Annotated in this window: 19 protein-coding genes; all 19 read left to right on the forward strand. The window is 42.4% G+C overall.

Annotation, left to right across the window (positions count from 1 at the left end):
* The first annotated feature begins 113 nt into the window (after window positions 1–113).
* The 19 genes from rpoB (at window position 114) to rplN (ending at window position 18,146) form a co-directional block, all read left to right on the forward strand.
* On the forward strand, window positions 114–3,644 hold the full coding sequence (gene rpoB, locus IRY55_RS06200; protein ID WP_213086671.1) for a DNA-directed RNA polymerase subunit beta: 3,531 nt from the start codon (window positions 114–116) through the stop codon (window positions 3,642–3,644).
* A gap of 99 nt (window positions 3,645–3,743) precedes the next feature.
* Window positions 3,744–7,361, forward strand: a complete 3,618-nt coding sequence (gene rpoC / locus IRY55_RS06205; protein WP_194562442.1) for a DNA-directed RNA polymerase subunit beta' — start codon at window positions 3,744–3,746, stop codon at window positions 7,359–7,361.
* A 117-nt stretch (window positions 7,362–7,478) separates the two neighbouring features.
* Window positions 7,479–7,727, forward strand: a complete 249-nt coding sequence (locus tag IRY55_RS06210; RefSeq protein WP_194562443.1) for a ribosomal L7Ae/L30e/S12e/Gadd45 family protein — start codon at window positions 7,479–7,481, stop codon at window positions 7,725–7,727.
* 94 nt (window positions 7,728–7,821) lie between these two features.
* Window positions 7,822–8,235 carry a 30S ribosomal protein S12 gene (rpsL, locus tag IRY55_RS06215; protein WP_194562444.1) on the forward strand — a complete coding sequence of 138 codons (414 nt, stop codon included), beginning with the start codon at window positions 7,822–7,824 and terminating at the stop codon, window positions 8,233–8,235.
* Between the two features lie 57 nt (window positions 8,236–8,292).
* On the forward strand, window positions 8,293–8,763 hold the full coding sequence (rpsG, locus tag IRY55_RS06220) for a 30S ribosomal protein S7 (protein ID WP_194562445.1): 471 nt from the start codon (window positions 8,293–8,295) through the stop codon (window positions 8,761–8,763).
* Between the two features lie 54 nt (window positions 8,764–8,817).
* Window positions 8,818–10,914: an elongation factor G gene (gene fusA, locus IRY55_RS06225; RefSeq protein ID WP_194562446.1), complete on the forward strand. Its 2,097-nt coding sequence runs from the start codon at window positions 8,818–8,820 to the stop codon at window positions 10,912–10,914.
* A 139-nt stretch (window positions 10,915–11,053) separates the two neighbouring features.
* Window positions 11,054–12,241, forward strand: a complete 1,188-nt coding sequence (gene tuf / locus IRY55_RS06230) for an elongation factor Tu (protein WP_194562447.1) — start codon at window positions 11,054–11,056, stop codon at window positions 12,239–12,241.
* A gap of 460 nt (window positions 12,242–12,701) precedes the next feature.
* Window positions 12,702–13,010 (forward strand): 30S ribosomal protein S10, encoded by a 309-nt coding sequence (gene rpsJ, locus IRY55_RS06235; protein WP_194562448.1) that lies wholly within the window; start codon window positions 12,702–12,704, stop codon window positions 13,008–13,010.
* Window positions 13,011–13,044: 34 nt separating this feature from the next.
* Complete coding sequence (gene rplC / locus IRY55_RS06240) at window positions 13,045–13,674, forward strand: 50S ribosomal protein L3 (protein WP_194562449.1); 630 nt, start codon at window positions 13,045–13,047, stop codon at window positions 13,672–13,674.
* A gap of 23 nt (window positions 13,675–13,697) precedes the next feature.
* A complete protein-coding gene (gene rplD / locus IRY55_RS06245; RefSeq protein ID WP_194562450.1) occupies window positions 13,698–14,321 on the forward strand; it encodes a 50S ribosomal protein L4 in 624 nt (207 codons plus the stop codon).
* Window positions 14,321–14,599: a 50S ribosomal protein L23 gene (gene rplW / locus IRY55_RS06250; RefSeq protein ID WP_194562451.1), complete on the forward strand. Its 279-nt coding sequence runs from the start codon at window positions 14,321–14,323 to the stop codon at window positions 14,597–14,599. Before rplD ends, rplW begins: the two co-directional genes overlap by 1 nt.
* Before the next feature lie 39 nt (window positions 14,600–14,638).
* Complete coding sequence (gene rplB, locus IRY55_RS06255) at window positions 14,639–15,469, forward strand: 50S ribosomal protein L2 (RefSeq protein ID WP_194562452.1); 831 nt, start codon at window positions 14,639–14,641, stop codon at window positions 15,467–15,469.
* A gap of 60 nt (window positions 15,470–15,529) precedes the next feature.
* Window positions 15,530–15,805, forward strand: coding sequence for a 30S ribosomal protein S19 (gene rpsS / locus IRY55_RS06260; protein WP_194562453.1), 276 nt, complete (start codon window positions 15,530–15,532; stop codon window positions 15,803–15,805).
* A 19-nt stretch (window positions 15,806–15,824) separates the two neighbouring features.
* Window positions 15,825–16,169, forward strand: coding sequence for a 50S ribosomal protein L22 (rplV, locus tag IRY55_RS06265; RefSeq protein ID WP_194562454.1), 345 nt, complete (start codon window positions 15,825–15,827; stop codon window positions 16,167–16,169).
* A gap of 3 nt (window positions 16,170–16,172) precedes the next feature.
* Window positions 16,173–16,829, forward strand: coding sequence for a 30S ribosomal protein S3 (rpsC, locus tag IRY55_RS06270; RefSeq protein ID WP_194562455.1), 657 nt, complete (start codon window positions 16,173–16,175; stop codon window positions 16,827–16,829).
* 1 nt (window position 16,830) lies between these two features.
* The gene (gene rplP, locus IRY55_RS06275) at window positions 16,831–17,265 is read left to right on the forward strand and encodes a 50S ribosomal protein L16 (RefSeq protein ID WP_194562456.1); all 435 of its coding nucleotides are present in this window, start codon (window positions 16,831–16,833) and stop codon (window positions 17,263–17,265) included.
* Window positions 17,255–17,455 (forward strand): 50S ribosomal protein L29, encoded by a 201-nt coding sequence (rpmC, locus tag IRY55_RS06280; protein ID WP_194562457.1) that lies wholly within the window; start codon window positions 17,255–17,257, stop codon window positions 17,453–17,455. The genes rplP and rpmC overlap by 11 nt, the downstream gene beginning before the upstream one ends.
* Window positions 17,456–17,472: 17 nt before the next feature.
* Window positions 17,473–17,736, forward strand: a complete 264-nt coding sequence (gene rpsQ, locus IRY55_RS06285; RefSeq protein ID WP_194562458.1) for a 30S ribosomal protein S17 — start codon at window positions 17,473–17,475, stop codon at window positions 17,734–17,736.
* A gap of 41 nt (window positions 17,737–17,777) precedes the next feature.
* The gene (gene rplN, locus IRY55_RS06290; protein ID WP_194562459.1) at window positions 17,778–18,146 is read left to right on the forward strand and encodes a 50S ribosomal protein L14; all 369 of its coding nucleotides are present in this window, start codon (window positions 17,778–17,780) and stop codon (window positions 18,144–18,146) included.

Raw genomic sequence — 18,146 nt, forward strand, 5'->3', positions numbered from 1 at the left:
GTTAAATCGAAAATGAGCTCTTGCAAGAACTCGTTTTCTTTTTGTTTTTTCGTTATCATACACCATTTTCTTGATAAACGGAAGAACTAATATTGTTTTGAGGGGTGAAAGAGTTGACAGGTCATTTAGTACAGTACGGTCAACACCGTCAGCGTAGAAGTTATGCTCGAATTCAAGAGGTTTTAGATTTACCGAACTTAATTGAAATTCAAACAGCTTCATACGAATGGTTCTTAGAGGAAGGATTGCGTGAAATGTTTCGCGATATTTCTCCAATCGAAGACTTCACTGGCAATCTTTCGTTAGAGTTTGTCGATTACACATTAGGAGAACCAAAGTATCCAGTCGATGAATCGAAAGAGCGAGATGTTACTTTTGCAGCTCCACTTCGTGTGAAAGTGCGTTTGCACAACAAAGAAACAGAAGAAGTGAAAGAGCAAGAAGTATTCATGGGTGATTTCCCGCTTATGACTGAAAATGGAACATTCATTATTAACGGAGCAGAGCGCGTTATCGTGTCTCAGCTTGTGCGTTCACCGAGTGTTTATTTCAATGATAAGACAGATAAAAACGGTAAACGTGGATTCGGAGCGACAGTTATCCCAAATCGTGGCGCTTGGTTAGAATACGAGACAGATGCTAAAGATATTATCCATGTGCGCATCGATCGTACACGTAAGTTACCGATTACCGTCCTTTTACGTGCACTCGGATTTTCTGCGGATCCAGAAATCATCGAACTTATTGGCGACAATGAATTTTTACGCAACACTTTAGAGAAGGATAACACAGAGAGCTCTGAAAAGGCATTGCTTGAAATTTATGAGCGTCTTCGCCCTGGTGAACCACCAACATTAGACAGTGCGAAAAATTTAATTTACTCACGTTTCTTCGATCCGAAACGCTATGACTTAGCGAATGTCGGTCGTTATAAAATGAATAAAAAGCTCCACTTACAAAATCGTCTTTTCAATCAAAAAATCGCTGAAACATTAGTGGATCCTGAAACAGGAGAAATTTTAATTGAAAAAGGCGAAATGATGGATCGTCGTACGCTTGATCGTTTACTACCTCACTTTGAAGCTGGTCTTTGTACAGAAGAGATCACCCAAGTCGGTGGTGCACTTGATGAACCAATCGTGATTCAATCTGTGAAAATTTATGCACCTAAAGGCGAAGAAGGACAAATTATCAATGTTATTTCTAACGCAAATGTAGATGAAGAAGTAAAGTGCATTACACCAGCTGACATCATTTCATCTATTAGTTATTTCTTTAACTTATTACACGGTGTAGGGAACACAGACGATATTGACCATTTAGGAAACCGACGTTTACGTTCGGTTGGTGAATTGTTACAAAACCAATTCCGTATCGGGCTTTCACGTATGGAGCGTGTTGTAAAAGAGCGTATGTCAATCAATGACACACAATCGATCGTACCACAGCAATTAATCAACATCCGTCCCGTTATCGCGTCAATTAAAGAGTTCTTCGGAAGCTCTCAATTATCACAGTTCATGGACCAGACGAACCCACTTGCGGAACTCACGCATAAGCGTCGTTTATCTGCGCTTGGGCCTGGTGGTTTAACGCGTGAGCGTGCTGGTATGGAAGTGCGTGACGTTCACTACTCTCACTATGGACGTATGTGTCCGATTGAAACACCTGAGGGTCCGAATATCGGGCTTATCAACTCACTTTCAACTTTTGCGAAAGTGAATAAATTTGGCTTTATCGAAACACCATATCGTAAAGTTGATCCAGAAACAGGTCGCGTCACAGGACAAATTGATTATTTAACGGCGGATTTAGAAGATAACTATGTCGTCGCACAAGCGAATGCACCTTTAGCGGAAGACGGTTCATTTGTAAATGAAGAAGTCGTTGGACGTTTCCAAGGAGATAACACGGTATTCAAACGTGAACAAATTGACTACATGGATGTTTCGCCAAAACAAGTTGTTTCGGCAGCGACTGCATGTATTCCATTCCTTGAGAATGATGACTCGAACCGTGCTCTTATGGGAGCGAACATGCAACGTCAAGCAGTTCCTTTGTTAAACCCTGAATCACCATTGGTTGGTACAGGAATGGAGCACGTATCAGCACGCGACTCAGGAGCAGCAGTGCTTGCGAAATATGACGGAATTGTAGAGCATGTGGAAGCGCGTGAAATTCGCGTTCGTCGTATTGAAGAAGTAGACGGTAAAGAAGTACAAGGTGACTTAACATCTTATAAATTAGATAATTTTATCCGTTCTAACCAAGGGACCTGTTATAACCAACGCCCAATCGTCTCAGTCGGCGATCGTGTGAAGCCACTTGACATTTTAGCGGATGGTCCATCGATGGAACAAGGTGAACTTGCGCTCGGTCGTAACGTTTTAACAGCGTTTATGACTTGGGATGGATACAACTATGAAGATGCGATCATCATGAGTGAGCGTCTCGTCAAAGATGACGTATTTACATCGATTCATATTGAAGAGTATGAATCGGAAGCTCGTGATACGAAGCTCGGACCAGAAGAGATTACACGCGATATTCCGAACGTCGGAGAAGATGCACTTCGCAACTTAGACGACCGCGGAATTATCCGAATCGGAGCCGAAGTTCGAGACGGTGATATTTTAGTCGGTAAAGTAACGCCAAAAGGGGTTACGGAGTTGACGGCAGAAGAGCGTCTATTACACGCAATCTTCGGTGAGAAAGCACGTGAAGTACGCGATACTTCATTGCGTGTACCACATGGAGCAGGCGGTATTATTTTAGACGTGAAAGTGTTCAATCGTGAAGATGGCGACGAATTGCCACCAGGTGTAAACCAACTCGTACGTGTTTACATCGTTCAAAAGCGTAAAATTTCAGTCGGTGACAAGATGGCTGGACGTCACGGTAACAAAGGGGTTATCTCTCGTATTTTACCTGAAGAGGATATGCCATTTATGCCAGACGGTACGCCAATCGATGTCATGTTAAATCCACTCGGTGTTCCATCACGTATGAATATTGGACAAGTTCTTGAAATGCACTTAGGTATGGCAGCGCGCAATCTAGGTATTCATACAGCGACGCCAGTATTTGATGGTGCGAACGAACAAGATGTTTGGGAGACGATGGAAGAAGCTGGGATGGACCGCGACGGAAAAACTGTTCTTTATGATGGTCGTACGGGCCAACCATTCGATAGCCGTGTATCCGTAGGGGTTATGTATTTGATTAAACTTGCGCACATGGTTGACGATAAGCTTCACGCTCGTTCAACTGGACCATACTCACTTGTCACACAACAACCACTCGGAGGAAAAGCGCAGTTCGGTGGACAGCGTTTCGGAGAGATGGAAGTTTGGGCGCTTGAAGCTTATGGTGCGGCATATACATTACAAGAAATCCTAACAGTTAAATCAGATGACGTCGTTGGGCGTGTGAAAACTTATGAAGCGATTGTTAAAGGAGAAAGTGTGCCACAACCAGGAGTTCCAGAATCATTTAAAGTTCTCATTAAGGAACTTCAAAGTTTAGGTCTTGACGTTAAGATGTTAACAGAAGACTTTGAAGAGATTGAGATGCGTGATTCCGAAGAAGATGACATGCATCAAGATGAATTGAATGTAGTCGGTGAAGATCAACCTGTATCATAAAAAAATCGGGAAGCATTCGCTTCCCGATCACTATACAATTGACAAGATGTTTTGTGAACAGCCACGCAAAATATTAAAACATATAGGGAGGTAGGCTCCTTGATTGATGTAAACAACTTTGAGTATATGAAAATTGGTCTCGCTTCTCCAGATAAGATTCGTTCATGGTCTTACGGTGAAGTAAAAAAGCCAGAAACGATTAACTACAGAACATTAAAACCAGAAAAAGATGGTTTATTCTGTGAGCGTATTTTCGGACCTACAAAAGACTGGGAATGTCATTGTGGAAAGTATAAACGCGTTCGTTATAAAGGCGTCGTTTGTGACCGCTGTGGTGTTGAAGTAACACGCCAAAAAGTGCGTCGTGAGCGCATGGGACATATCGAACTTGCAGCTCCAGTGACACATATTTGGTATTTCAAAGGAATTCCTAGCCGTATGGGTCTTATCTTAGATATGACACCGCGTGCTTTAGAAGAGGTCATTTACTTCGCATCTTACGTGGTAATTGAACCAGCAGATACGCCACTTGAGAAAAAACAATTGCTTTCAGAAAAAGAATATCGTATGTATCGTGAGAAATACGGTTCGAAATTTGTCGCGCTCATGGGTGCAGAAGCAATTGAACAACTTTTAGCAAGCATCGATCTCGATAAAGAGACGGAAATGTTAAAAGAAGAGTTAAAAACAGTACAAGGACAACGCCGTACACGTGCGATTCGTCGTTTGGAAGTTGTCGAGTCATTCCGTAACTCAGGCAACCGTCCAGAGTGGATGGTTCTGGAAGTATTACCAGTCATACCACCTGAATTGCGTCCGATGGTTCAATTAGATGGTGGGCGTTTTGCGACGAGTGACTTAAACGATCTTTACCGTCGAGTCATCAACCGTAACAATCGTTTGAAACGTTTACTCGACCTTGGCGCACCAGGCATCATCGTCCAAAACGAAAAACGTATGTTACAAGAAGCAGTTGATGCACTGGTCGACAACGGTCGTCGTGGTCGACCAGTCACTGGACCAGGAAATCGTCCGTTAAAATCACTTTCACATATGCTGAAAGGTAAACAAGGGCGCTTCCGTCAAAACTTGCTTGGAAAACGTGTGGACTACTCAGGACGTTCTGTTATCGTCGTTGGACCTAACTTAAAAATGTACCAATGTGGTCTTCCGAAAGAAATGGCAATTGAATTGTTCAAACCTTTCGTTATGAAAGAATTAGTTGAGCGTAAACTTGCACATAATATTAAGAGTGCAAAGCGTAAAATCGAACGCCAACATGCTGAAGTATGGGACGTACTTGAAGATGTTATTCAAGAACACCCAGTACTTTTAAACCGTGCACCTACACTTCACCGTTTAGGTATTCAAGCTTTCGAACCTGTTCTAGTAGAAGGTCGTGCAATCACGCTTCACCCACTCGTATGTACAGCTTATAACGCTGACTTCGACGGTGACCAAATGGCTGTTCACGTACCTTTATCAGCAGAAGCACAAGCTGAAGCACGTTTGCTCATGTTAGCTGCACAAAACATTTTGAACCCGAAAGATGGTAAGCCAGTTGTAACGCCGTCTCAAGATATGGTTTTAGGAAACTATTACTTAACACTTGAGCGTAAAGGTGCAGCAGGTGAAGGTTTCGTATTCGCAAATCCGAACGAAGCATTAATCGCCTATCAAAATGGTCATGTGCACTTACACTCACGTGTAGCTGTTCATGCAGGGTCTTTAAACAATCCTACATTTACAGAGGAAGAAAATAAAAAACTATTGTTAACGACAGTAGGCAAAATAATTTTTAACGAAATTTTACCAGAGTCATTCCCATATATTAACGAGCCAACATTGAACAACTTACAAGTTGAAACACCAGACAAATACTTTATTGATGGCACAGAGAATGTGAAAGAACATTTAGAGCAAGCGGAGCTCGTCGCACCATTCAAAAAAGGTATTTTAGGTAGTATCATCGCAGAAGTGTTCAAACGTTTCCACATTACGGAAACATCTAAAATGCTTGACCGTTTGAAAGACCTCGGATTCAAGTATTCAACGCGTGCTGGAATTACAATCGGTATTTCAGATATCGTCGTTCTTCCGAACAAAGGTGAAATTTTGGACGAAGCACAGTTGAAAGTAGATCGTGTCATGAAACAGTTCCGCCGTGGTTTGATTACGGAAGAGGAACGTTATGACCGAGTCATTTCTTACTGGAGTGAAGCGAAAGATATCATTCAAGATAAATTGATGGAGTCACTTGAAGATACGAACCCAATCTTTATGATGGCTGACTCCGGAGCGCGTGGTAACGCTTCTAACTTTACGCAGCTCGCAGGTATGCGTGGTCTTATGGCCAACCCGGCTGGACGTATTATCGAACTTCCAATCAAATCTTCTTTCCGTGAAGGTTTAACTGTACTTGAGTACTTCATTTCTACTCACGGTGCGCGTAAAGGACTTGCGGATACGGCGCTTAAAACAGCTGACTCAGGATACTTAACACGTCGACTCGTTGATGTCGCGCAAGATGTTATCGTTCGTGAAGATGATTGTGGAACAGACCGTGGCCTTGAAATTCGTGCGCTTCGTGAAGGTTCGGAAATCATCGAAACTTTAGAAGAACGTATCGAAGGACGTCATGCGAAGAAAACAATTTACTACCCGGATTCAAATAAAGTTATCGTAGAGAAAGATGGATTAATCACAGCGGATCTCGCACAAGAAATCGTGCAAGCTGGTCTCGAAGAAGTGACGATTCGCTCTGCATTTACATGTAATACGAAACACGGCGTATGTAAAAAATGTTACGGCATCAACTTAGCGACAGGGGAAGAGGTTGAAGTAGGAGAAGCAGTAGGTATTATTGCAGCTCAATCAATCGGTGAACCAGGTACACAGTTAACGATGCGTACATTCCATACAGGTGGAGTTGCGGGAGACGATATTACACAAGGTCTTCCACGTATTCAAGAAATCTTCGAAGCGCGTAATCCGAAAGGTAAAGCAGTCATCTCCGAAATTAAAGGTGAGATTGTTGAAATTGATGAGATTCGTGAAGGTCAGAAAGAAGTAACGATTCAAGGGGAAGTGGAAACACGCAAATACTTGGCTCCTTATAACGCTCGCTTAAAAGTAGACGTTGGAGATCAAATAGACCGTGGAGACCTACTCACTGAAGGTTCGATTGACCCGAAAGAATTAATCGTCGTACGCGACGTCGCGACAGTTCAAGAGTATCTCTTGAAAGAAGTGCAAAAAGTTTATCGTATGCAAGGTGTTGAAATCGGTGATAAACACGTTGAAGTAATGGTTCGCCAAATGCTTCGTAAAGTGCGTGTCATCGAGGCAGGAGACACTGAATTATTGCCAGGATCACTCTTGGATATTCACCAATTCTCAGAAGCGAATGCGGATGCGATTATGGGTGGAAAAGTTCCGGCGACAAGTCGTCCAGTTATTCTCGGAATTACGAAAGCGTCACTCGAGACAGAATCATTCCTTTCAGCAGCATCTTTCCAAGAAACGACACGTGTTCTTACAGATGCAGCAATCAAAGGAAAGACAGACGAACTTCTCGGCTTAAAAGAGAACGTTATTCTCGGAAAACTCGTTCCAGCTGGAACAGGTATGCAACGCTACCGTCAATTAGAGATGCAGTGTGATGAAGAAGCTTTATCGAAAGCGGAAGCGGCACTTGTAACGACTGAACAGCAATAATTAAATTAGGGAGAGTTTTTCTCCCTAATTATTTCATGATAAGTGTTGACAGTATAGAATCAAAATGATAATATACAAAAGGTTGATAGTTAATGTCTCTACTTTGGAGGAAGCATCATGTCTTATGAAAAGGTAGCTAAGGCAAATCAAACAATCATCGGTATAAAACAAACACTCAAAACGATTCGAGCAGGCAAAGCCGTCGAGATCGTCATCGCTCATGATGCGGATGCGAATCTCTTGTTGCCAATCCTCGAGGAGGCCAACAAAAGACAGCTTCCTGTAACGTACGTTGAATCGAAAAAAGCTCTCGGTGAAGCTGCTGGTATACAAGTTGCGGCATCGATAGTTACTTTGATTGAATAATGTTTTTGTGAAAAATCACAAAAGCTTTTGTTTTTACCTAAAAATGAACCACCTGGATGTGTGGTATTAAGAAATTTTGAGAGGAGGACGAAAAATGCCAACGATTAACCAACTAGTTCGCAAACCACGTAAATCGAAAAAAGCAGGTTCTAAATCACCAGCTCTCGGTAAAATGTATAACAGCTTCAAAAAATCGATGACTACTGTAAACTCACCACAAAAACGTGGAGTGTGTACACGTGTCGGAACGATGAAGCCTAAAAAACCGAACTCGGCTTTACGTAAATATGCACGTGTTCGTTTAACGAATACTTTAGAGGTGAATGCGTACATTCCTGGAGAAGGCCACAACCTTCAAGAACACAGCGTTGTTCTTATCCGTGGAGGACGTGTTAAAGACTTACCGGGGGTTCGTTACCACGTAGTTCGTGGAGCGCTCGATACTGCGGGTGTTACGGATCGTAAACAAAGCCGTTCACAATACGGTGTTAAAAAACCTAAAAAATAATTGAAATCAATTATTTGAATATAGATTCGAATAAAAAGTTTGAAGGGAGGAACAAACATGCCACGTAAAGGTCCTGTCGCAAAACGCGACGTATTACCAGATCCAATTTACAATTCAAAACTCGTTACTCGCCTCATCAATAAAATGATGGTAGACGGTAAAAAAGGTACTTCGCAAAATATTCTTTATTCAGCTTTCGAACTCGTTCAAGAGCGTTCAGGTAAAGATCCATTAGAAGTATTCGAAGAAGCGTTAAACAACGTTATGCCTGTACTTGAAGTTCGCGCGCGCCGTGTTGGTGGAGCTAACTACCAAGTACCAGTTGAAGTTCGTCCAGATCGCCGTACAACATTAGGATTACGTTACCTCGTAAACTATTCACGTACACGCGGTGAAAAGACGATGGAAGAACGACTTGCAAATGAAATTCTTGATGCATCAAACAACACAGGTGCTTCTGTAAAGCGTCGTGAAGAGTTACACAAAATGGCAGAAGCGAACAAAGCATTCGCTCACTACCGTTGGTAATTTAAAGCATCACATTCATTTAACCTTACAAGGAAATGGAAGGAGAAATACAATATGGCTAGAGAATTCTCACTCGAGAAAACTCGTAACATTGGTATCATGGCTCACATTGACGCTGGTAAAACAACGACAACTGAGCGTATCCTTTTTTACACAGGTCGTATCCATAAATTAGGTGAAACGCACGAAGGTGCTTCACAAATGGACTGGATGGAACAAGAGCAAGAGCGCGGTATCACAATCACTTCTGCTGCTACAACAGCGCAATGGAACGGACACCGTGTTAACATCATCGATACTCCAGGTCACGTAGACTTCACTGTTGAAGTTGAACGTTCACTCCGCGTACTTGATGGTGCGGTTACAGTACTTGACGCTCAGTCAGGTGTTGAACCACAAACTGAAACTGTATGGCGTCAAGCGACAACATACGGTGTACCACGTTTAGTTTTCGTTAACAAAATGGATAAAACAGGTGCAGATTTCCTTTATGCAGTCGGTACTTTACACGATCGTTTACAAGCGAACGCTCACCCAATTCAATTACCAATCGGTGCAGAAGATGACTTCACAGGAATCATCGACTTAGTCGAAATGAAAGCTACAATGTACGGAAATGACTTAGGTACTGATATCGAAGTTGTTGAAATTCCGGAAGAATACAAAGAACAAGCAGAGGAATACCGTGAGAAATTACTCGAAGGTCTTGCAGACGTCGATGAAGAACTTATGGAAAAATACCTCGGCGGTGAAGAATTATCAGTAGAAGAGATCAAAGCGGCTATCCGTCGTGCGACACTCGCTGTAGAATTCTACCCAGTTGTTTGTGGTACAGCATTCAAAAACAAAGGTGTTCAATTAGTGCTTAACGCAGTAGTTGACTACTTACCATCACCACTTGACATTGCTGCAATGTCAGGAATCAACCCAGATACAGAAGAAGAAGAAGTTCGTGAAGCGTCTGACGAAGCTCCATTCTCAGCACTTGCGTTCAAAGTTATGACTGACCCATTCGTAGGTAAGTTAACATTCTTCCGTATTTACTCAGGTGTTCTTGAGTCTGGATCATACGTACTTAACTCTTCTAAAGGTAAGCGTGAACGTGTAGGACGTATCCTTCAAATGCACGCGAACTCTCGTGAAGAGATTTCTGAAGTACACGCAGGTGAAATTGCTGCTGCTGTAGGTTTAAAAGATACTGGTACTGGCGACACTTTATGTGACGAGAAAGCACCAATCATCTTAGAATCTATGGAGTTCCCAGAGCCAGTTATCTCTGTTGCAATCGAACCAAAAACGAAAGCTGACCAAGATAAAATGGGTCAAGCTCTCGCTAAATTACAAGAAGAAGACCCAACATTCCGTGCGCATACTGACCAGGAAACTGGAGAAGTTATCATCGCTGGTATGGGTGAACTTCACCTTGACATCATCGTTGACCGCTTGAAACGTGAGTTCCGAGTAGAAGCTAACGTTGGTGCACCACAAGTATCTTACCGTGAAACATTCCGTCAAACAGCGGAAGTTGAAGGTAAGTTCGTACGTCAATCGGGTGGACGTGGACAATACGGACACGTTTGGATCGAATTCGGTCCACAAGAAGAGCCAGCTGAAGGAGAAGAGCGCGAAAACTTCGTGTTTGAAGACGCTATCGTTGGTGGGGTTGTTCCACGTGAATATATCCCAGCTGTAGAAGCAGGTCTTCGTGATGCACTCGATAACGGTATTATCGCTGGGTATCCATTAATTAATATCCGCGCTAAATTATACGACGGATCATACCATGATGTTGACTCGAACGAAATGGCGTTCAAAATCGCTGCATCTATGGCACTTAAAAACGCTGCATCAAAATGTTCACCAGTACTTCTTGAGCCGATCATGAAAGTTGAGATCATCATTCCAGAAGAATACATGGGTGACATTATGGGCGACGTAACAAGCCGTCGTGGTCGCGTAGAAGGTATGGAAGCACGTGGTAATGCACAAGTAGTTCGTGCAATGGTACCACTTGCTGAAATGTTCGGATACGCAACATCACTTCGTTCTAACACACAAGGACGTGGAGTATTCTCAATGGTATTCGACCATTATGAAGAAGTTCCAAAGTCAATTGCAGACGAAGTAATTAAGAAAAATAAAGGTGAATAATTTTTAATAGTTCTTCACTTGTTTCTAAAATGAATAACTTGTAAGATATGGTTAGTTGGGAGTTTTCTAGAGGCTCTTAACCTTCCATATCTTATAAAATATAAAAAAACTTTATACACAAATAGGGAGGATTTTCCAAATGGCTAAAGAGAAATTTGACCGCTCGAAGGAGCACGCTAACGTTGGTACAATCGGACACGTTGACCATGGTAAAACAACATTAACTGCTGCAATCGCAACAGTACTTTCAAAGAAAATGGGTGGAGACGCTAAATCATACGCAGACGTAGATAACGCTCCAGAAGAAAAAGAACGTGGAATCACAATCTCAACTTCACACATCGAGTATGAAACTGAGAAACGTCACTATGCACACGTTGACTGCCCAGGTCACGCTGACTACGTTAAAAACATGATCACAGGTGCTGCACAAATGGACGGAGGAATCTTAGTAGTATCTGCTGCTGATGGTCCAATGCCACAAACACGTGAGCACATCCTTTTATCACGTCAAGTAGGTGTTCCTTACTTAGTCGTATTCATGAACAAATGTGACATGGTAGACGACGAAGAATTATTAGAATTAGTTGAAATGGAAATTCGTGAACTTTTATCAGAATACGATTTCCCTGGCGACGATATTCCAGTAATCAAAGGTTCAGCTCTTAAAGCACTTGAAGGTGAAGAAGAATGGGAAGAAAAAATCGTTGAACTTATGGATGCAGTAGACGAGTATATCCCAACACCAGAACGTGACACTGACAAACCATTCATGATGCCAGTTGAGGACGTATTCTCAATCACTGGTCGTGGTACAGTTGCAACAGGACGCGTTGAGCGTGGACGCGTTGAAGTTGGTGACACTGTAGAGATCATCGGTCTTTCAGACGCACCAAAATCAACTACTGTAACAGGTGTTGAAATGTTCCGTAAATTATTAGACTATGCTGAAGCTGGAGACAATATCGGTGCTTTACTTCGTGGTGTAGGCCGTGAAGACATCGAGCGTGGACAAGTACTTGCTAAACCAGGTACGATTACACCACACACGAAATTCACTTCAGAAGTTTACGTATTATCAAAAGACGAAGGTGGACGTCATACTCCATTCTTCTCTAACTACCGCCCACAGTTCTACTTCCGTACAACTGACGTAACTGGAATCATCCACTTACCAGAAGGCGTAGAAATGGTAATGCCTGGCGACAACATCGAAATGACAGTTGAACTTATTTCACCAATCGCGATTGAAGAAGGTACTAAATTCTCAATCCGTGAAGGTGGACGTACAGTTGGAGCTGGCGTTGTAGCTAAAATTCAAGAGTAATCTTGATTCTTTCTTAAAAGCCTCGTAGACGTACGAGGCTTTTTCTTTTTTTAAAAAGAGTATACTTTTAGACGGTAATACGTTTGAAAATAAACATCTAAAATTAGAAGTGTAAGCGACTGTAATAGGAACTTACTCAGAACGGAAAATGCTTTTATAATGAAATAAGTCTATTGATCTTTTTATAAAAATCTAAAAAATTTGCTATAACTTTCACATAGAAAATACAGACTTTACTTGTGTTTTATACATAAGGTGTATATAATAATAAAGGTCAATCAAACAGTTGAAATGAATTTCGTAAAAGAGCTTGCGGAATTCTTTTTGTTCATGTATAATGTTGAATGTTGACTGCGATGAAGCGAGAGGTTGCTGACACACCCGGCCGCTTTGCCATGGCTAATGTGAAGGAAATTCTCGTGGAGAATGTCTAGTAAATAGGCGAAAAGGAGGGAAAATAATGGCAAAACAAAAAATTCGTATCCGTTTAAAAGCTTACGATCACAGAATTTTAGATCAGTCAGCTGAGAAGATTGTTGAGACAGCAAAACGTTCAGGTGCAGGAGTTTCAGGTCCAATTCCGTTACCGACAGAACGTTCAGTATATACGATCTTACGTTCAGTTCACGTATATAAAGATTCACGTGAACAATTCGAAATGCGTACACATAAACGCTTAATCGATATCGTTAACCCAACACCGAAAACAGTAGACGCGCTCATGAAGCTCGATTTACCATCAGGTGTAGACATTGAAATCAAATTATAATAATAGAAAACAAAATTATCAGGAGGTGTGACAAATGGCCAAAGGAATCTTAGGTAAAAAAGTAGGGATGACACAAGTTTTCGCTGAAAACGGTGACCTCATTCCAGTAACAGTAATCGAAGCTGCTCCAAACGTTGTTCTTCAAAAGAAAACAGCTGAAACGGACGGCTACGAAGCAATCCAATTAGGATTTGACGATGTGCGTGAACAGTATGCTAACAAACCTGCTAAAGGACATGTAGCAAAAGCTGAAACGGCACCTAAGCGCTTCATTCGCGAAGTACGCGGATTGGATGTCGCTGCTTACGAAGTTGGTCAGGAAGTCAAAGTTGACGTATTCACAGAAGGAGATATCGTCGACGTAACAGGAGTATCGAAAGGTAAAGGTTTCCAAGGTGTTATTAAACGCTACGGACACGCAATCGGGCCAATGAGCCACGGTTCACGTTTCCACCGTGCACCAGGTTCAATCGGTTCAGTAGATGCTCAACGTGTATTTAAAGGTCAAACAATGCCAGGACGTATGGGTGGAGACACTGTAACAGTTCAAAACCTCGAAATCGTCCGTGTTGATACAGAACGCAATTTACTCCTTATTAAAGGAAACGTTCCTGGAGCACGCAAGTCACTTATCGAAGTGCGCAGTGCAATTAAAGGAAACTAATTTAACAGAAAGGAGGAAGTAAAATGCCAAAAGTATCTGTACTCAGCCAAACAGGATCAGCTGTTGGAGAGTTAGAATTAAACGAAGCAGTATTCGGTATTGAGCCGAATGAAGCTGTCCTTTACGATGCTATCATTCAACAACGTGCTAGCTTACGTCAAGGTAACCATAAAGTAAAAGGTCGTGGGGAAGTATCAGGCGGTGGCCGCAAACCATGGCGTCAAAAAGGAACAGGTCGTGCACGTCAAGGTTCGATCCGTTCACCACAATGGGTTGGCGGTGGAGTTGTATTCGGTCCAACGAAACGCAGCTATAGCTACCAATTCCCTAAAAAAGTTCGTCGTTTAGCATTATTATCTGCACTTTCATCGAAAGTACAAGCAGAAGAATTAGTTGTAGTAGACCAATTCGCTTTCGACGCACCAAAAACGAAAGAATTCGTTAAAGTATTAGAAGCATTATCAGTAAATAAAAAAGCTTTAATCGTTACAGCAGACTTAGATGAAACAGTTGCGTTATCAGCGCGAAACATCCCAGGTGTTTCAGTTGTTACAGCAACAGGCATTAATGTCCTTGATATCGTTAGCCACGACTACCTCGTGATGACGAAATCAGCTGTCGAAAAAGTAGAGGAGGTGCTTGGTTAATGGAAGCACGTAACGTAATTAAGCGTCCAGTCATTACTGAGCGCTCTGCCGAACTCATGGAAGACAAAAAGTACACTTTCGAAGTAGACGTAAATGCTAACAAAACTTTAGTGAAACAAGCGATCGAAGAAATCTTCGACGTTAAAGTAGCGAAAGTTAACATTATGAACTACAAAGGAAAGTTAAAGCGTATGGGTCGTTACGCTGGCTATACGAACAAGCGTCGTAAAGCGATCGTAACTCTCACAGAAGATTCAAACGACATCGAAATTTTCTAATTTGAACAATATAAAAAATTATGAAAGGTGGGAACAAACATGGTGATCAAAAAATACAAACCTACTACAAACGGTCGACGTAATATGACAGTTTCTGACTTCGCTGAAATCACAACGAATAAACCAGAAAAATCATTACTCGAATCAAAAAACCGCAAAGGCGGACGTAATAACCAAGGTAGGACTACTGTTCGTCACCAAGGTGGAGGCCATAAGCGCCAATACCGTGTCATCGACTTCCAACGTCGCAAAGATGGCATTCCAGGACGCGTTGCAACGATCGAATACGATCCAAACCGTTCAGCAAACATTGCATTAATCAACTACGCAGATGGTGAGAAACGTTATATTCTCGCACCAAAAGGCTTAAAAGTTGGTATGGAGGTTATGAGTGGACCAGAAGCTGACATTCGTGTCGGTAACACATTACCACTTGAAAACATTCCAATGGGTTCTACAATCCATAATATCGAATTAAAGCCTGGTAAAGGTGGACAACTCGTCCGTTCAGCTGGTACGAGTGCACAATTATTAGGTCGTGAAGAGAAATACTCTATCGTTCGTTTACAATCAGGAGAAGTTCGCATGATCCTCTCTACTTGCCGTGCTACAATCGGACAAGTTGGTAACGAGCAACACGAATTAATCAACATCGGTAAAGCAGGTCGTTCACGTTGGTTAGGCAAGCGCCCAACAGTACGTGGATCTGTTATGAACCCGAACGATCACCCACACGGTGGTGGTGAAGGACGTACTCCAATCGGTATGCCGTCTCCATTAACTCCATGGGGTAAACCAACTCTTGGTTACAAAACTCGTAAACGTTCAAACAAATCGAACAAATTCATCGTTCGTCGTCGTAAAAAATAATGTGATTGCAATGCGGTTCAATGAACGAACCGTAATGCTATCACGGAGGGAGGTTTCAGAATGGGCCGCAGTTTGAAAAAAGGACCTTTCGTTGATGAACATCTCATGAAAAAGGTCGAAGCACAAGCAGACTCACAAAAGAAACAAGTGATCAAAACTTGGTCACGTCGTTCAACAATCTTCCCAGTGTTCATCGAGCAAACAATCGCTGTCTATGACGGACGTAAACACGTTCCGGTGTACATCACTGAAGATATGGTAGGACACAAACTTGGTGAGTTCGTACCAACACGCACATTCAAAGGCCATGGTGCCGATGATAAGAAAACACGCTAATTGAGAGGAGGTCATCCTGATGCAACAAGCAAAAGCTACTGCACAAACAGTCCGAATCGCTCCTCGTAAAGTTCGCCTTGTAGTCGATCTTATCCGAGGTAAAAAAGTCGGAGAAGCTATTGCAATTTTACAATTGACGCCGCGCGCGGCATCACCAGTTGTAGAAAAATTATTAAAGTCAGCGATTGCAAACGCTGAACATAACTATGAAATGAACGCTGAAGACTTAATCGTTAGCGAAGTATTCGTTGACGAAGGTCCAACTATGAAGCGTTTCCGTCCACGCGCACAAGGTCGTGCGAGCGGTATTAATAAACGTACGAGCCACATCACTTTAGTGGTATCTGAGAAAAAGGAGGGGTAATTCGTGGGTCAGAAAATTAATCCAAACGGATTGCGAGTTGGTATCATTCGTGACTGGGAGTCAAAATGGTATGCTGAAAAAGACTACGCAACACTTTTACACGAAGACTTAAAAATCCGTGAATACATCGAAACACGTCTTGCAGATGCTTCACTTTCAAAAGTTGAAATCGAACGTGCTGCAAAACGTATTAATATTACAGTACACACTGCGAAACCAGGTATGGTGATCGGTAAGGGCGGTTCTGAAGTTGAAGCGCTACGTAAAAACTTAAACGAAATCACTGGCAAGCGTGTACACATCAACATTATCGAAGTGAAACGTGCTGATATGGATGCGAAATTAGTAGCTGAATCAATCGCACGTCAATTAGAAAACCGTGTATCATTCCGTCGTGCACAGAAACAAGCAATCCAACGCACTATGCGTGCTGGAGCACTCGGTATTAAAACACAAGTTTCTGGACGTCTTGGCGGTGCTGATATCGCACGTGCAGAATCATACAGCGAAGGAACTGTTCCACTTCATACTTTACGTGCTGACATCGATTATGCACATGCTGAAGCTGACACAACTTACGGTAAGCTCGGCGTTAAAGTATGGATCTACCGTGGAGAAGTCCTTCCAGTGAAGAAGAACTCTGAGGAAGGAGGCAAATAATATGTTAATGCCAAAACGCGTTAAATATCGTCGTGTTTTCCGTGGTAAAATGCGCGGTAAAACAAAAGGCGGCGCTACTGTTGAATTCGGTGAATATGGTCTTCAAGCATTAGAACCAGCTTGGATTACGAGCCGTCAAATTGAATCGGCACGTATTGCAATGACACGTTATATGAAGCGTGGTGGTAAAGTGTGGATCAACATTTTCCCACATAAACCATATACTAAAAAGCCTCTTGAAGTCCGTATGGGATCAGGTAAAGGTGCAGTTGAAGGATGGGTAGCAGTCGTTAAACCAGGCCGTGTGATGTTTGAAATCGCAGGTGTTCCTGAAGAGACAGCTCGTGAAGCTTTACGCCTCGCATCTCACAAATTGCCAATCAAGAGCAAGTTCGTAAAACGAGAAGAAATTGGTGGTGAGTCTAATGAAAGCTAGTGAAATCCGTGACTTAACAACTGCAGAAATCGAGCAAAACGTAAAATCACTGAAAGAAGAGCTTTTTAACCTTCGCTTCCAATTAGCGACAGGACAATTAGAAAACACTGCACGCATCAAGCAAGTACGCAAATCGATCGCGCGCATGAAAACTGTAATACGTCAAAGAGAAATCAGTGCAAATAACTGATGAAGGAGGTTGCAGCCATGACTGAGCGTAACCAGCGCAAAGTTTACACAGGCCGTGTCGTATCTGACAAAATGGATAAGACAATTACTGTGATTGTAGAAACACAAAAGAAACACGGACTCTACGGAAAACGTGTAAAGTATTCTAAGAAATATAAGGCCCACGATGAACTTAACGCGGCAAAAGAAGGCGACATCGTTCGCATCATGGAAACTCGTCCACTTTCAGCGACAAAACGTTTCCGCCTCGTAGATATCGTAGAAAAAGCGGTCATCATTTAATAAACACATTCGGAATTTAGAACCGAGAGGAGGTAGCCTCAATGATTCAACAAGAGAGTCGTATGAAAGTAGCTGACAACTCTGGGGCACGTGAGGTTTTAACAATCAAAGTGCTCGGAGGAACAGGTCGTAAAGTTGCAAACATCGGAGACATCGTCGTATGTACGGTGAAAAAAGCAACACCAGGTGGCGTTGTTAAGAAGGGTGACGTAGTGAAGGCGGTCATCGTTCGTTCGAAAAGCGGTGTACGTCGTAAAGACGGTTCATACATCACATTTGACGAAAATGCATGTGTCATCATCCGTGACGACAAAAGCCCACGTGGAACACGTATTTTCGGACCGGTTGCTCGTGAACTTCGCGACAACAACTTCATGAAAATTATTTCATTAGCTCCGGAAGTTCTTTAA

Source organism: Savagea serpentis (genome assembly GCF_015351395.1).
GTDB lineage: Bacteria > Bacillota > Bacilli > Bacillales_A > Planococcaceae > Savagea > Savagea serpentis.

Bases quoted from the DNA above. Each gene is read 5' to 3' on its own strand.
- rpsQ (WP_194562458.1), top strand. From the start codon at position 17,473: ATGACTGAGCGTAACCAGCGCAAAGTTTACACAGGCCGTGTCGTATCT.
- fusA (WP_194562446.1), top strand. From the start codon at position 8,818: ATGGCTAGAGAATTCTCACTCGAGAAAACTCGTAACATTGGTATCATG.
- rpsS (WP_194562453.1), top strand. From the start codon at position 15,530: ATGGGCCGCAGTTTGAAAAAAGGACCTTTCGTTGATGAACATCTCATG.
- rplV (WP_194562454.1), top strand. From the start codon at position 15,825: ATGCAACAAGCAAAAGCTACTGCACAAACAGTCCGAATCGCTCCTCGT.
- tuf (WP_194562447.1), top strand. From the start codon at position 11,054: ATGGCTAAAGAGAAATTTGACCGCTCGAAGGAGCACGCTAACGTTGGT.
- rplB (WP_194562452.1), top strand. From the start codon at position 14,639: ATGGTGATCAAAAAATACAAACCTACTACAAACGGTCGACGTAATATG.
- rplW (WP_194562451.1), top strand. From the start codon at position 14,321: ATGGAAGCACGTAACGTAATTAAGCGTCCAGTCATTACTGAGCGCTCT.
- rpmC (WP_194562457.1), top strand. From the start codon at position 17,255: ATGAAAGCTAGTGAAATCCGTGACTTAACAACTGCAGAAATCGAGCAA.
- rpsG (WP_194562445.1), top strand. From the start codon at position 8,293: ATGCCACGTAAAGGTCCTGTCGCAAAACGCGACGTATTACCAGATCCA.
- rpsJ (WP_194562448.1), top strand. From the start codon at position 12,702: ATGGCAAAACAAAAAATTCGTATCCGTTTAAAAGCTTACGATCACAGA.
- rplN (WP_194562459.1), top strand. From the start codon at position 17,778: ATGATTCAACAAGAGAGTCGTATGAAAGTAGCTGACAACTCTGGGGCA.
- IRY55_RS06210 (WP_194562443.1), top strand. From the start codon at position 7,479: ATGTCTTATGAAAAGGTAGCTAAGGCAAATCAAACAATCATCGGTATA.
- rplP (WP_194562456.1), top strand. From the start codon at position 16,831: ATGTTAATGCCAAAACGCGTTAAATATCGTCGTGTTTTCCGTGGTAAA.
- rpsL (WP_194562444.1), top strand. From the start codon at position 7,822: ATGCCAACGATTAACCAACTAGTTCGCAAACCACGTAAATCGAAAAAA.
- rplD (WP_194562450.1), top strand. From the start codon at position 13,698: ATGCCAAAAGTATCTGTACTCAGCCAAACAGGATCAGCTGTTGGAGAG.
- rplC (WP_194562449.1), top strand. From the start codon at position 13,045: ATGGCCAAAGGAATCTTAGGTAAAAAAGTAGGGATGACACAAGTTTTC.